Source organism: Gimesia algae (assembly GCF_007746795.1).
GTDB classification, from domain to species: Bacteria; Planctomycetota; Planctomycetia; order Planctomycetales; family Planctomycetaceae; genus Gimesia; species Gimesia algae.
This window is the reverse complement of record NZ_CP036343.1, coordinates 4,691,433-4,706,335: the sequence shown is the minus strand read 5'-3', so window position 1 is coordinate 4,706,335 and position 14,903 is coordinate 4,691,433. Positions and strand designations below refer to the sequence as shown.

Sequence of the window (14,903 nt, the reverse complement as noted above, 5' to 3'; positions counted from 1 at the left end):
AAATCTTGTAAGATGTAACACTGGTACGTAAGGAAGCGTCACCACTGGAAGTGCGGGCAAACCCATCGAATCGGTACGACAGGGGGTTGTCATTGCACTCATCATTATTGATTTGAGTATCTGGTTAACAGCGGAAGAGCAAATGACATCGGACAGAAATAAAAAGATCGCTGCAGACTGCTGGAGACGGGGCAATGAGGCCCTGTCGAAAGAGAACTGGGATTATTCCATCGAGATGTTCACGACCGCGGTGAAACTTGAGCCGGAAGCACTATTGTATCGACAGACCAAGCGGGGCGCCGAGCGTAAAAAGTACGGTGACAATAATTCCGGTTCGAAAATGGGAATGCTGAAATTAGCGGGTTTAAAAACGAAAATCAAAAACTCCCGACGCAAAAAAGACTGGGCAGCCGTTGATCAACTGGCGGAAGAAGGTTTGTCGCTCAACCCCTGGGATCCGGGATTAAATGCGGATATGGCGGAAGCCTGTTCTAACCTGGGCTACGTCGATGCAGCCATCTTTGGATTCAAGATGGCGATTGAGAATGATAAGGCACATAAGTCTTATTATACCGAACTGGGAGAACTGCTCGAAGAAAAAGGGGAATTTAAATCGGCTCGGGAATGTTGGGAAATGGCGTTCAAACTCGATCCAATGGATGGGGAAGCCCGGTCTAAAGTGACTTCGCTGATGGCGACTGAGACGCGGGTTCGAGGCGGATATGAAGGCGCAGAGAAATCAAGCGGCGTCAAACGCCAGTCTGCCTATGATGAAGATCGTGCGACCCCTCAACAGCGACAGCAGGCTCAGAAAGGGAATGTGGCGGATGGTCCCGGGCAGTCACTGGAAGCAGACTTGCAGCGGGCGATACGCAAAGAGCCTGAAAATAAGGACCATTATCTCAGGCTGGCCGATTTCTATCGTCGTGAAGGGAAGCCACTCGAATCCAAAGCACACTACGAAAAGGCGTATGAACTTTCCGGAAAAGATTCGAATATCGGAGAACAGATAGAAGATATTGAACTCGACCTGTTACGGGATAAACTCACGGCCGCGAAAGACGAATTTAATCTTGATCGCGAAAATGCAGAGGCAAAAAAACAGGTCACGCTGATCAGCAAAGCTCTGATCAAAAGAGAAATCGAAATCTTTACCAGACGCGTCGAACGCTATCCAGCGGACATGAGAATCAAGTATGAACTCGCTCAGCGATTTATTCGCCTGAAGAAATGGTCTTCCGCAATTTCTTTACTGCAACAATCGGTAAAAGACTCCCGCATCAGTTCAAATGCACTCGTGGCATTAGGAAAATGTTTCTATGCCGATGGCAAAAAAGAACTTGCCAAGCGCCAGTTTGAAAAAGCACTTCCTAAACTCTCCGGTGATGAAAACCCCGAAATATTCAAGGAGGCTCATTATCTCCTCGGGCGGCTGTATCAGGAAGCCGGACAAAAAGTACAGGCGGATGATCATTACAGTGAAATCCTTGCCTTGGATTATGACTATAAAGATGCTCGTCAACGGTTAGAGGATGATGGTACGGGGGAAGGTGATGGATCTGGCGGGAGGGGCTCAGTCTAAACTTAACCAGGAATCAGGTCCGTATGTTTAGGTTGATGGCATCACTTCTGGATGAGTGATCCTCATCAGTATTGAAGGTATTCTTGTAAAATCCTGACAAAAGCTGGTTTTAGCTGTTCAGAATGGCTGGAATATCGGTTCACAGGTTGTTAAACTTCTCAATCTGCCTGAGATCTTCATGTGGCGACTGTCTTCAACGACGTGAGCCAGTTTGTATCGTAAACAGTTACTCAGAAAATACTTAAGTCAAAACATGCCAAACACAAAAAGTGCCAAAAGAGCGTTGCGAAAAAGTGATGCCCGTCGTCTTCGTAACCGTTCCACTCGTTCGGAATTAAGATCCGCAATCAAAGATGCCCGTGCCGCAGTCTCAGGTGATGACGCACAGGTCGCTACTAAGGCTCTGCAGGCTGCTGCCAAGCAGATCGATCAGGCGGCTGCGAAAGGTATCATTCACAAAAATGCCGCTGCCCGCACGAAATCACGTCTGGCTAAATCCGCAAACCAGACCAAAGCTGCTGAGTAGTCCGCAGATTTGAAATAAAACAGCCCTTCGTAGCTGGTTCTATTTAAAGAGAACCAATTTACGCAGGGCTTTATTTTTTGACATCCGGTTACCAGTGCATGACAAAGCCACCATCTACATTGATGGTCTGTCCGGTCACCTGGGCCGCCCGGTCTGAGCTGAGAAATACGATCATGTCGGCGATATCTTCCGGGGTCTGCCAGCGCTGAAGTGGAACCAGTTGTCTGATTTTCTCGCCAGCCCAGTCAGTATATGACTTCTGATTTTCCGGTGACTGTCGATCATTCCAGGCCTGCCAGACCGATTGATTCAGTGGAGTCTGCACCATGCCGGGACAGACCGAATTCACGCGAATCCCATGTGAAGCCAGATCTTTAGCAATGCATTGCGCAAAGTTAATATTTGCTGCTTTGGAAGCACTGTAAGGGGGATCTGTCTGGGAACCAATCTGGCCGGCGATTGAACTGATAAACGTCATGCTGCCCTGTCCGGCTTCCTGCATCGCTGGAGCAATTGCGTGTGCCACATTCACCATACCCTGCATGTTGACTTCAAATACACGTGGCCAGTCTGCAGGAGTCAGGTTCGTAAAGGGGAAACCGAATTTACCGGAACCAATGGCAGCAGCATGTACCAGATGTGATATCCGCGATACGCGTTGTAATGTCTGTTGTGTGATTGTCTGAACGGCGGGGAAATCGGTGAGATCAACCCGAAGTCCAATTACATTCTGGCCGGTTTCGTCGCTTAACTGCGCGGCAATCTCAGAAACTCGATCTGACTGATCCCAGAGTACAGGCTGTGCTCCCTCTGCGACAAATGTACGGGCAGTGGCCAGGCCAATTCCACTGGCACCTCCGGTGATTACTACAGTAGCGCCAGACAGATTCAGATCCATGAGTTATTATCCTGCTTAGACAAGGTATTTCACCGGGAAAGTGGAATTCTCATTCTGATCAATCGCTTTTCCCTCCGCAAGCGGCCTGTTATCTTAATATGTCAGGAAAGAGAGCAAGATCTTATCTGGATGAAGGGAAGATAATGAAACTTGGCATGATTAACTCCGCCTGGGCACAAGCCGGCCGCGATACCGCCTGGGGGTTGCAGAAAACAAAAGAGATCGGTTTTGATTGCGTCGATATCTTCATCGACCCGTTAGAGGCGGACATTCGCGAACGAAGGCTGGTCAAAGATACCTGTGATCGTCTGGAACTGCCGATCATCTCGGTCTGCTGTGTCGCCGTGGGATTGATCGACTTTAATCCGAGCGTCCGGCGGTTTCATTTTCAGCGGGTCAAATCCTACCTGGATCTCTGTTATGAATACGAAGCGAAAAATCTGCTGCTAGTGCTCGGCGAGTACATCTGGAACCGCGAAGTCATTCCGCCAGCAGAACAATGGCAGCTCGGCATTGATCAGTGCCGGGAACTGGCTGGCTATGCCGAATCATTGGGGCTGCAGATTGCTTTGGAGTTGGAGCCTTTTCCACTTTCCCTGCTGAACAGCGTCGAGACGATGGTGCGATTTGTCAATGAAGTGGATCATCCTGCTCTGAAAGCCAATATTGACATTTCACACCTGTTATTGGCAGATGTTGCGCCCCAGGAGCTCAGAAAACTACGGGACAAAGCGATTCATGTGCATATTTCTGACTGTGATGGGAAAGTTCACGGCGATCTTCCTCCGGGCCGAGGAGTCGTCCCATTTGAACCTTACCTGAATGAGATACGGGATTTACATCTTCCGGGAGCCATCTCCCTGGAGCTGGAATATTCTCCTGAGCCAGACAAAATTGAGGAATGGGTCCGGGAAGCATATACGGCGACTGACTTGTTGATGCAGCAGGCTGGTTTAAGAGGTTAAATGCTCCTGAAATCCTTCTGAAACCAGAGAGTTTTTTGAATTCAGTGAATCCTCGCGTCTGTTGCTTGAAGTTTTCCCTGCGTTTACCTAATTTCGCAACTGGAAACGCCCAATGGTTGGCGTTACTTCTGGAACCTTTTTGTAAATATTGAGAATACAAACAATGGCCGATCTTATTGCCCCTCATGGAGGTTTGAGCGAACCTGTCTGTTGTACAGTACCTGCTGGCGAAATTGACAGCTTCAAATCTGAAGCAGCAGGACTTCCCCAGGTCCCTGTTTCTGCCGCGGATTTGTCGACCGTATATCGTCTGGGTGACGGCACATTAAGCCCATTGACCGGGCCGATGAATGGAGAAGTTTATAACCGCGTTCTGGATGAAGCCTGCATCGAAGTTGATGGCAAGCAATACGCCTGGACCATTCCCCTTTCTTTACCAGTCACGTCAGAACTCGCGGCTACATTGTCGAGCGGACAGAAAGTCGCTTTAACCAATCCGGCGGGAGAGATCGTCGCGACTCTGGATATTACTGATGTATTCGAATGGGATAAACCCAAATACATCAAGAGTGTCTATCAGACTGAGCGTACCGATCATCCAGGTGCTGCCATGGTCCTTGAAGGTGATGCTGATAAAACTCATCTGATTGGTGGGGAAATCCGTGTTCTGCCTCAGCCAAAAAACAGCGCGTTCGGGAAATACGTTCTCACTCCGCGCGAAGTACGTGCCCTGATCGCTGAAAAAGGCTGGGATGCTGTCGTCGCATTTCAGACACGTAATCCGCTGCACCGTGCCCATGAGTATGCACTGGTTTACGGACTGGAATCCTTGTTGAAAGCCGGCAAAAATGCAGGCGCTGTTCTGAATCCTCTGATTGGTGAAACGAAGAGCGATGACGTGAGTGCCGAAATCCGGATGGAAACGTATGAGAAGTTGATTGAAAACCGGGAGCTCGGTGAAGGTGACAGTAATCCTGAACTCTGGGGATCTCGCGAAGATACTCCTCCTGATCGTGTTTTACTGCTCGGCCTGGATATCAAAATGTTCTACGGCGGACCCAAAGAAGCGGTCATGCATGGCATTTATCGTCAGAACATGGGTTATACGAATATCGTCATTGGTCGTAAGCACGCTGATGCTCCTTATGCAGATGGAACTGCGATCTGGGGTGACTTCGACGCTCAGGAAATCTTCAATAACCTGGCTGGTGAGCTGTTGATTGAACCGGTTAATGTTGGATTTGCTGCGTTCTATGAATCACTGGGCCGCGTCGACCTGATGGAAAACCATTCAGAAGAAAAACCTGTTTTCATCTCAGGTAAACAGGTTCGTGCGACTCTGCAGGAAGGCGAATTGGTAGATCCTCGCATTATGCGGGAAAGTACTTCCAAAATTCTGGCGGAAGCGATGAAAGTTTCCTGATTCACCGTCAGGTTAACTACATAAATTGTGAAAGGCAGACAGGTATTCGACCTGTCTGCCTTTTTTCATGAACGGGTAAAAAAAACGGGAAATCACGTTCTATATCCCGTTCGATTGCTGTTGAACGGACGATTTTGTTAATTATTTAATAATCTTCAAATTAGCGCGTAAAAAAACGAGGATCTGATTCCTCTATAAATTGGGAAGTTCAATATTTTCGAAAGTAACCGATGTCGGCTGATACGGATTTACAATCAGATGCTGCTCAGCTGCTGGTACACTATAAGGCACCGCTATATGCCTATATTCATGCCAGTGTTCGCAACCGTTCTGATGCAGATGACATATTTCAGGAGGTCTCGGTTGCGGTGGTCGAATCATTTTCAAAGTTGGATACTGACGCTGGTTTTTTTCCCTGGGCTCGTGAAATCGCGTTTCGCCGGGTTCTTTCCTATTATCGAAAATATGATCGGGAAAAACCTGTGAACCCGCAGTTAATCGCTGTTCTGGCGGAAGCAGCCGAGCGGGTCGAGCAGAATCAACCCGTTTCCACCAGGCGGGAAAAACTACTGGAATGTCTGGATCGCCTGCCCGAAGTGAGTCGCGCACTCATCGCACGTTGTTATGACAATTCGGGCGAGAGTCTGGGAGCGATTGCTGCACAGTCTGGTCTCAAAGTGACCGCATTCTATGCCAGGATTCATCGCATTCGCGCCATCCTGAGAGAATGCATCGCGCAACGACTCCTGGAGGAATCTGTCGAATGATTCAGCAAGATGATGACCGGCTTTTACAGGAGTATCTCGACAGATCACTGTCTCCAGAGGAACTCCATGCATTCGAAGAGCGACTCTGTAATGAGCCGGAACTTGCCGACCGATTGATTACCTTTGCCAGCGATGATCTGGTATTGGCTGAGTGGGGGGCTGCCATTGAACTGGAACAGCAGACTCTTCCAGATGAGAGTACTGCGTTTTCACGAGCTAATCAGCTCTTTTCCAGAAGCAACAGAACAGTGGCCATCTCGGTACTGGCTTCGATATTCAGTATTCTACTCTTACTGGGTGGGTATTATCTTTATCAGTCTGTCTTGAGTTCTCCTTTCGTGTCGATTTCAGAGGACGTGGTCTTCAGCTCTGGCGAACCGATTAAAAATCATATCAGACAGACTCTCAAACAGGGGTCAGCCGAGTTGCATTTTCCGACCGGCGCTAAAGTTCTTATTTCTGCACCCGCTTCCTATGAAGTGACAGGCAATAATTCGATGCATTTACAGCAGGGGAGTTTTATTGCCAATGTCCCCAGTTCAGGAATCGGATTTCAGGTCGACACGCCTCATGGGCGTGTGATTGATCTGGGGACTTTATTCTCCGTACAGACAGTAGAAAAACTTGATACACGGATTCAGGTTTACCGAGGAAAAGTAATCGCCTCTTTGATGAATCGAGCGGGAGGGATCCAGTCGAGTAAACAGGTTTCAGAACATCATTCAGCAACGATCGATTCATTTAAAAATGAGATTGCTGAAGATTCCGATACACTTTCGCTCGCTGAAAAGTGCGGCATACTCAATTATTCTGATTCTGTCGTTTTACAGGAGAACATGCCTGATGCGCTGGCAACAGGCATGTATCAGGTCTTTGAGCACGATGGCCTGGCATTTATCTTTCCAGAGCGGATGCAGGTTTTGCTGAACAGTGATTTGATGCTTGTGGCGAAACCGTCGGAAATCGGGCCGTCGCAGAGAGCTGGCATGGTATCCGCAGGGACTAAAGTGGACTGCTACCGGATTTATTATGATCCTGCAGTACAGGAAGGGGCTTTTATTCCTGTTAAAGGTGAAATTCATTTTGATCGTCCCATTCTGGGGGTCATATTGGATAAAAAAATTCTGTCTCAAACGGATAGACTATTTCATCCTCTCAGCCTGAAGAATTCCAATCGTCAATTTATTCATCAGGGGACTGAAACTGATACGGGCGGCAATGATCCACAAGCCAGATACGACGAAGTTTCTATCTCACCTGACCGACGCACACTTTCGTTTATGCTCCTTTCAGGAGAACGTTTTGTCGATGAATTTCGTGTGATCGTTCAATCTCCGCATTAAGAACCCCTCAATGAACTTCCCTGAGATGGTTTTCATTCCTTTTTCAAATATTATTAAAAAGAGAGAAGTTATGGTGTTTCCAGAGCGACAACGAAAGGGTTTTACACTAATCGAACTACTGGTGGTCATCGCGATTATTGCGATCCTGGTTGCATTATTATTACCGGCAGTACAGCAGGCCAGGGAGGCTGCCCGCCGGAGTACCTGTAAGAATAATTTGAAACAGTTAGGAATTGCGCTGCACAATTATCATGATTCGCATCGTGTATTTCCTTTTGCGACCGTCTGCGGTGTTAATACTGCTGCCTACACAGGACAGAATCATGCGCGTCAGTCCTGGTTTCATATGGTCTTGCCTTACGTAGACCAGGCACCATTATACGACAAACTGAGAGACGGATTTCAATCAGGCACTGTCAGTGACTTTGCTTCCCATCCGCAGCGATCAGTCAAAGTGCCGGTTTTTATGTGTCCTTCCGATCCCAACAGTGGCAAAATTGGCAACCAGAAGAGTACGTTTTACTCGAATTATTTACTCTGCTCCGGATCGACGACACAGGGAGCCGATGGAACCTTTCCTAAATTAAACGGGATGTTCTTTTATGTGTCACGGGTCAGAATGAGCGATGTGACCGATGGCACTTCAAATACTATCGCGGCCGGGGAAATTAATCTGGTTCCAGATGACGCTGGCGGCAGTCCCGTCGCAGACTGTCTGACGATTGGTGATCTGCGCGGCAGGATCTGGGGAACAAAATATGTGGGTGGTGGTACATTTACCACGCTGCAGGGGCCCAATACTTCGGTACCCGATACTGTGACCTACGGTTACCACAGAGATTATGCCCCGATCAGTACAACCTGTTCCAGCGGTGACAATGCCGTGTATGCACGCAGCAGGCACACAGGGGGAGCCCATTTTCTATTGGCAGATGGCGCAGTGCGGTTCATTTCCGACAATGTCGACACAGCCACATTTCGTCATTTGGGAACACGAGCTGGGGGAGAAGTACTGGGAGAATTTTAGACCTGGTTTAACCTGTGTAGTGGTTCGGGATTTCCATCTGCGTGGGAAGAAAGGAGATCGAGTAGAATCTGTCTGCAGGGCAAGTTGTGAATTGTGATTCAGTACCGGTTCTACAGGCTGACACTTGAAGCACACCCCCATATATGCACTGATCCGCATGGTTACCCCGTCAGTTTCCTGTTGTCTGCGACAACCCCGAATTGCATTCGGGGTTACCCAGTTCGGATGAGTTTCTCTGGTATTAATCCAGCGCCGTTTTCGGGGCATTCTAGACTGTGTCCAGTTTTACTGTAGCGTCTTTAGGGCCATTTGGACCGAGTATACTAGATTGAGAGACGCTATGGTTAAATGTGATGCGCTCTAGCTGTGCCATAGGGATGTGTGAGGACATAGAGTTTGTATGTTTATTCTGGGGTTCAATCTTGTGTTCGGTCTGATGTCTAAATTCTGTGTTGTTTTGCATGGTGGAGTATTTTCGGGAAGGGCGTGTGGGGGTCAAGAGGAGATGGAGAATCAATTGTGGCGATACAGGTTGATACTAGCGCGATACAGGTCGTTCCCGGGGCGGTGCCGGGACGAAGTACTGCGAAGTGTGGCGACCCGCAGGCATACATCACGAACGGGTGTCGTTTCAGGCAGTGCAAATCTGGAAAAAACAGGCTCATTTGCGGTGAAGATTTTGAACAACTGGCCGGTGTTTCAGTGCACTGTAAACTGGTCACGCGCGCGACACAGTTAAACGCTTATCTTGTTTCGATGCAGGATGAAGTCAAGTCGAATTTAATCAGTTACCGTTTTTACTGATTCTGAAATATTATTATTTGTGAAGAAGGTTTTGGGCCAAATTTTCATTACTGATCGAGGTGTCAGCCATTTTTAACTCTAGAATCAATGCATGTTGTTATCTGTTATTCTTACTTCTGAATCTGTCGGTTTTCACAGGCTGTGGATCGCAGGGGAACAGTGGACCGGAAATGGTTGAAGTGAAAGGGACTGTTTCACTGGACGGGAATAGCATTCCGGTCGGCGATATCATTTTTGAACCCGCCGATGGTACAGGGCCAGCAGCAGCCGGACAGATCGTCGACGGGAAATTCGATCTGCAGTGTCCCGTCGGTACAAAAAAAGTAATCATCTCAGCGGCGAGAAAGACCGGTAAAAAAGGTAAAGATTTTGGTGAGGATATTATGGAATCCTACATACCTGCGAAATACAACTCGGAAAGCGAACGACAGGAAAATGTCAGCCAGGACTCTGAAAACGAATTTCATTTTGTCCTGAAATCAATGTAGAATAGAAGATCAACCCGATCTGCAGATCTGAATGTAAGGAGAGGCTTTAAATCAATGTCATTTGATTCCAAAATCACGCGTCGAAAAATGTTACGAGATTCGGTACTGGGAAGTGCCGGGCTCTGGCTCGGGGGGAGTTCCCTGGCGGCAGAAAGTAAATCAGCCAATGAGAAACTCAACATCGCCTGTATTGGTCTGGGGAACCAGGGGAATGCAAATCTGGGGCTGGTTTCCAGTCAGAACATCGTCGGCCTGTGTGATGTCGATTCAGCGCGCACGGCGAAATATGCAGCAAAATATCCCAAAGCGAAAACCTATGCCGATTTTCGTGTCATGCTGGATCAGCTTGATAAAGAGATTGATGCCGTCGTTGTGACGACCCCCAATCATTCACATGCGACTATTGCCATTGATGCGATGCGTCGTGGCAAACACTGCTATTGTGAAAAACCCCTGGCTCATTCCATCCATGAAGTCCGTGAGATGCAACGCGTGGCGAAAGAACAAAAAGTCGTCACGCAGATGGGAACCCAGAATCACGCAGGAGATAATTACCGCCGGACTGTCGAACTGATCCAGTCAGGCGCGATTGGCGATGTCAAGCAGGTGCATGTCTGGTTTGGAAAACCAGGCGGCTGGAGACGATACCAGCGTGTCGTTGATCGTCCGGTGAGTCCACAGCCAATTCCCAAAACATTGAACTGGGATCTGTGGGTGGGCCCAGCTCCCATGCAGAATTTTCATCCCTGTTATCATCCCCACGACTGGCACTACTGGTGGGATTTCGGCAACGGAACCCTGGGGAATATGGGCTGCCATTATATGGATCTGATCTTCTGGTCTCTCGACCTGCAGTATCCCACAGCAGTGGAAACCAAAGGCCCCGATTTGCATCCCGATTCCACTCCCTTCTGGCTCGACTGTCACTGGCAGTTCCCTGCACGAGGCTCGATGCCTCCGGTAGAAGTGATCTGGTCTCATGGCCGTAATACTCCCCAGGCTGTTCTCGACCTGGGTGGCCCTGAATGGCCTGCCGGGATATTGTTTGTTGGAGAATCAGGGATGCTTGCTGCAGATTACAATAAGCGGGTATTAATGCCTGAGGAAAAATATGTCGGCTTCAAACCTCCTGAAAAAACGATTCCAGACGCGATTGGCAATCATCGCATGGAATGGTACGAAGCCTGTAAAGGAAACGGGAACACAGCATGTCACTTTGATTATGCCGCGCCCCTGACCGAAACCATTCTGTTGGGAAATCTGGCCTTTCGGGCAGGCAAAAAAGTGGAATGGGATGCAGAATCTATGCAGGTCGTTAACGCTCCCGAAGCAGCAAAATACTTACAACGCGAATACCGCTCAGGATGGACTCTCTAATATGAAAATTCGAACAATCAGACAGACGTTAATTTATAACCTTGCAGTTCTGCCGATGATACTATTTGGGTGTCTTACTGTTTCTGAAGCAGGGCCCGGTCTCTATCTGGAACTGGCTGCAGGCAAACAGGCACGTCAAAATTGTGTGGTCAGCATTCCTGTTCCTGAGATTTTCAAGAATCAGAAGCATCTGACACTGTTTCGACTGGATAACAAGCGAGAAATTCCTGTACAGATCGGACAGGCAGGAGAACAGAACGAACTGGTCTGGATTTTAAGGGACCCACTGGCTGCCGGCGCGACCAGAAAATATCAGCTCCTGACCGGTGGGGCTGGGGGGCCACAGACGGAGCAGGTTACGGTGAGCGATGATGGCGAACATTTGAATGTCAAAGTCGCTGAGAAACCGGTCCTGACGTATAATCATGCGATTGTCAAAGCACCCAGACGGGATGAAGCATACTACGACAAAAGCGGTTATATTCATCCGCTCTATACACCTTCAGGGAAAGTAATTTCTGACGATTTCAATCCCGATCATGCACATCAGCATGGCATCATGTTATCGTGGCGTAAAATTATTTTTGAGGGACGTGAAAATAACGGCTGGGATCAGAAGTCGCAGCTTGGAAAAGTGGAACACAATCAGGTCAACTCGTTTTCCGGTGGTCCGGTTTTTGGTTCGTTTACGACGACCATTGATCATGTTGACCTGACAAAACAATCTGGCCCGGTGACGATGCTCAAAGAAACCTGGCGGGTACGGGTGTATGCGTTGGATGAGCAGTTTCTGTTTGATATCAGGTCGACTCAGAAGTGTGCTACAGATCAGCCGGTCACGATAGATAAGATCCATTATGGAGGCATGACAGTACGCGGTCATGCTGACTGGCATGGAGCGGATGCTTACAATTATCTGACCAGTGAAGGGAAAGACAAACTGAATGGCAATCAGTCACGACCGGCGTGGGTTGAGATGTATGGCCGATTGGGAGCCGAGACAGCGGGGATTGCAATTCTGGATCATCCGGGAAATTTCCGGTTTCCACAACCAGTCAGACTGCATCCGACGATGCCTTACTTCTGTTTTGCCGTTGCTGCTCTGGATCCATTTACGATTGAGCCGGGAAAAACGTTCGTCTCACGCTATCGCTACTATGTGCATGACGGTAAGCCGAATGCGGAACAGGATCAACGCTTATGGGAAGACTACGCCCAGCCTCCCCAGGTCAAAATTATTTCGGCACCGTGAGTCTGAGCTTTATATTATTGGCACAAACTGATCGATTTGAGGACCGCATCTATTGTCTGGTTATTCTGAATCTGGCTTTGACTGCTTTTCAATTTCAGGTTTCGTTTCACCAGGCGGTTCTTTTTCCGTTGCAGGTTCTTTCTCGGCTTCAGGTTCCATTCTGGGGATTTTGATGGATTCAATCATGCTGACAATTTCTTCTTCATTGTAGTTCTCACTGGCGATCTGTATTAAGAGGAAGGCAGCTCCCTGTTTACCGGGGAAGACTCCCGTAACCTGATGGAATTCTTTATTACTCTTGTCAGTGCCTACCGCAAAGTTGAATTTGATTTTCTCGCCATCGATGTCGAATTCGCGAACTTCTTCTTTTTTAATATCGAGCTTCCGCTGATTCTGGTTTGACCGCTGCATGCTGTCACGAAATTCTTTATCCATATCAATCATACCATCATCGGCAATCCCCATACTGATTAGAAAAAGCTCTCCCGGTTTGGGATTATACTCGTAAATGGCCATTCGCATGTTGAGGATTTTCATGGACATGGCTGCCTGCGGTTCAAAGGAGTCAGGAATGGTGATATCAGTAATCTCGTTCTGAATCTTTTTGATTTCCGCTTTGTTCTGAGTCCACTGGATCCCTGCGTTCCTGAAAAACCAAAAAATACCACCACAGCACAGCAGCATACACAGACCACCAACGCCCAGCAGAATTAACAGGACTTTGACGCCCGTGCTCATGCCCTGTTTTGGCTGAGCAGAGGACTCTGGTAAAAAGTCGTCATTTTCTTCTGAGTAAAAATTGTCATCTGCCATGGCAGTAGTGCCTCTTTCGAAGTTTCAGGTCGAGTTGAATAGTGTATGCAGAATCGAAGTTCCTGGAGTTTAATAGATTTAAAACTCCGGCTATTTGCATAGGGAAAGTCTATACGGAATGAGGTAGAGAAACGAGCGTTATCTAAATCCGGTTCATAAAAATATGAGAATTATGACCAGTCTGATTCGTCTTCAGCGGCATTCTGACGTTCTGCTTCGCGCCATTGTTTCTGCAGTTTTCGGCGTTCCCGTTTACTTAAGCCTTTGAGCTGTTCCGGGTCGTGTGGCTGATCGACGCGTGATTTTTTCTGTGCAGGCCTGTTTTTTTGCCGCGATACCGTTTTAGCAGCGGGGGGCTGTTTCTCAGCTTGAGCAGGTTCAGGGGCCTTCGGCTTTTCTGAAACCGAAGTTACTTCCTTCGGAGTGGGGGCAGGTTTAATTTCTTTTGACTTCTCAGGAGTCGTTGTCGAATTCTGTTTTTCGATTGATTCTTCTGCCAAACGGGCCTGTTCTGCTGCTTCCTGTTCTAATCTGGTTGCTTCCCGCTGTTTTTTACGCAGGAGCGCTTTCGCGACTCGTTTTGCTTTTCGTTTGATGCGGCGACGACGCAGATACTCTCCTCCGATTTTCTTGAATCGTGAAGGTACTTTTTCTGGCAGGTCGACAGACTGGTACAGCAGATGATGCAAGTGCAGCAGCAGGCTCGTGAAGAAACACCAGTGTGCGAACAACAATAAGCCGGAACCGATTAAATGATGATAGGCGGTTCCCGGAATCAGATTATCAGTGAATTGGAATGTTAAATATCCTACGTATGAAGCGACCGCGATGATTGTCATATTCAATCCTGCGCGGTCCCCACGTAATTCGAGATACGTCATCAAGGCAACGCTGGAACCGAGTACCAGTGCCGGTACCATCCAGGCTAAAAGATGGGTATGGGGTCCCCAGTCAAACAGCCTTAATTCAATGACGGTACTGGCCCAGATCTGATGCAGGCTGGTCGTGGTGCATAAGGCAAAGAGAAACAATCCACAGGCAACCCACTTCCAGAGACGGTATCTGCCCGAAAAATCATGCAGGCTCTGTGTTCGCAAGGAAGCAATCAGAAGTGACAGTTGACCTGAAACGAACAGGAGTGCCCCGCTCAGAACAGGGGACAGTGAACTGGTTTTCAATGACAGGTAACCGGCCAGAGCGGAATCTGGTTTGGTCAATTCAGGTCGATAAAGGTCAGCTGTAACTAACGCGGCAAAACAGAAGAGGACAGGTAGATAATATGCTGCCAGTTTCCAGCGTCGGGGAAAAACGATCGTCCGCAACGGATACTGTCCAGACGCGAAACGATGGGTTCGGGCGATATTCTGAGATACAGCATCCTCGTTCGAATCCTCTAGAGACTCGGAAGATTCCGACGCCAGTCTGCGGCGTCGGCGTTCATCCATGGTACGAGAGCCGGCAAATCCAGTAGACATTGATACTCTTTGTGATCCTTCAACGAGATCTTTGTCGTTTATATGAGATTACTTTAGAACAGTTGAGAACAGATAAGAGCGGGCCATTATCCTCAGGCGGACACTCGCTGATTTCTTCAACCAGTAAAAAACAAGACACTTCTATCATCGGAAGAAATCAATC

At 48.2% G+C, this 14,903-nt stretch carries 13 protein-coding genes; 10 read left to right on the top strand and 3 right to left on the bottom strand.

Annotation, left to right across the window (positions count from 1 at the left end; translation table 11 throughout):
* Positions 1-142 precede the first annotated feature (142 nt).
* Together Pan161_RS17425 and rpsT are read left to right on the top strand one after the other, a co-directional pair.
* Positions 143-1,582, top strand: a complete 1,440-nt coding sequence (locus Pan161_RS17425) for a tetratricopeptide repeat protein (protein WP_145229213.1) — start codon at positions 143-145, stop codon at positions 1,580-1,582.
* 253 nt (positions 1,583-1,835) lie between these two features.
* A complete protein-coding gene (gene rpsT, locus Pan161_RS17420) occupies positions 1,836-2,108 on the top strand; it encodes a 30S ribosomal protein S20 (RefSeq protein WP_145229211.1) in 273 nt (90 codons plus the stop codon).
* An 88-nt stretch (positions 2,109-2,196) separates the two neighbouring features.
* Here the strand turns inward: rpsT and Pan161_RS17415 are convergent, their stop codons facing one another.
* Positions 2,197-3,006, bottom strand: coding sequence for an SDR family NAD(P)-dependent oxidoreductase (locus Pan161_RS17415; RefSeq protein WP_145229209.1), 810 nt, complete (start codon positions 3,004-3,006; stop codon positions 2,197-2,199).
* A 143-nt stretch (positions 3,007-3,149) separates the two neighbouring features.
* Between Pan161_RS17415 and Pan161_RS17410 the strand changes: the two genes are divergently transcribed.
* The 8 genes from Pan161_RS17410 to Pan161_RS17375 all read left to right on the top strand — a co-directional run bounded on the left by Pan161_RS17410 (position 3,150) and on the right by Pan161_RS17375 (position 12,452).
* On the top strand, positions 3,150-3,971 hold the full coding sequence (locus Pan161_RS17410) for a sugar phosphate isomerase/epimerase family protein (protein ID WP_145229207.1): 822 nt from the start codon (positions 3,150-3,152) through the stop codon (positions 3,969-3,971).
* Positions 3,972-4,134: 163 nt separating this feature from the next.
* Positions 4,135-5,394 (top strand): sulfate adenylyltransferase, encoded by a 1,260-nt coding sequence (locus Pan161_RS17405; protein ID WP_145229204.1) that lies wholly within the window; start codon positions 4,135-4,137, stop codon positions 5,392-5,394.
* 230 nt (positions 5,395-5,624) lie between these two features.
* A complete protein-coding gene (locus tag Pan161_RS17400; RefSeq protein ID WP_145229203.1) occupies positions 5,625-6,161 on the top strand; it encodes a sigma-70 family RNA polymerase sigma factor in 537 nt (178 codons plus the stop codon).
* On the top strand, positions 6,158-7,504 hold the full coding sequence (locus Pan161_RS17395; protein ID WP_197995378.1) for a FecR domain-containing protein: 1,347 nt from the start codon (positions 6,158-6,160) through the stop codon (positions 7,502-7,504). The genes Pan161_RS17400 and Pan161_RS17395 overlap by 4 nt, the downstream gene beginning before the upstream one ends.
* Before the next feature lie 70 nt (positions 7,505-7,574).
* Positions 7,575-8,531, top strand: a complete 957-nt coding sequence (locus Pan161_RS17390; RefSeq protein WP_145229198.1) for a DUF1559 domain-containing protein — start codon at positions 7,575-7,577, stop codon at positions 8,529-8,531.
* Between the two features lie 974 nt (positions 8,532-9,505).
* Positions 9,506-9,823, top strand: a complete 318-nt coding sequence (locus Pan161_RS17385) for a hypothetical protein (protein WP_145229196.1) — start codon at positions 9,506-9,508, stop codon at positions 9,821-9,823.
* 54 nt (positions 9,824-9,877) lie between these two features.
* Complete coding sequence (locus tag Pan161_RS17380; protein ID WP_145229194.1) at positions 9,878-11,200, top strand: Gfo/Idh/MocA family protein; 1,323 nt, start codon at positions 9,878-9,880, stop codon at positions 11,198-11,200.
* A gap of 1 nt (position 11,201) precedes the next feature.
* Positions 11,202-12,452, top strand: coding sequence for a DUF6807 domain-containing protein (locus tag Pan161_RS17375; protein WP_197995377.1), 1,251 nt, complete (start codon positions 11,202-11,204; stop codon positions 12,450-12,452).
* A gap of 60 nt (positions 12,453-12,512) precedes the next feature.
* Here Pan161_RS17375 and Pan161_RS17370 read toward each other — a convergent pair whose 3' ends face one another.
* Both Pan161_RS17370 and Pan161_RS17365 read right to left on the bottom strand, forming a co-directional pair.
* Positions 12,513-13,265 carry a hypothetical protein gene (locus tag Pan161_RS17370; protein ID WP_145229190.1) on the bottom strand — a complete coding sequence of 251 codons (753 nt, stop codon included), beginning with the start codon at positions 13,263-13,265 and terminating at the stop codon, positions 12,513-12,515.
* A gap of 170 nt (positions 13,266-13,435) precedes the next feature.
* Positions 13,436-14,740: a hypothetical protein gene (locus Pan161_RS17365; RefSeq protein ID WP_145229187.1), complete on the bottom strand. Its 1,305-nt coding sequence runs from the start codon at positions 14,738-14,740 to the stop codon at positions 13,436-13,438.
* Positions 14,741-14,903 lie beyond the last annotated feature (163 nt).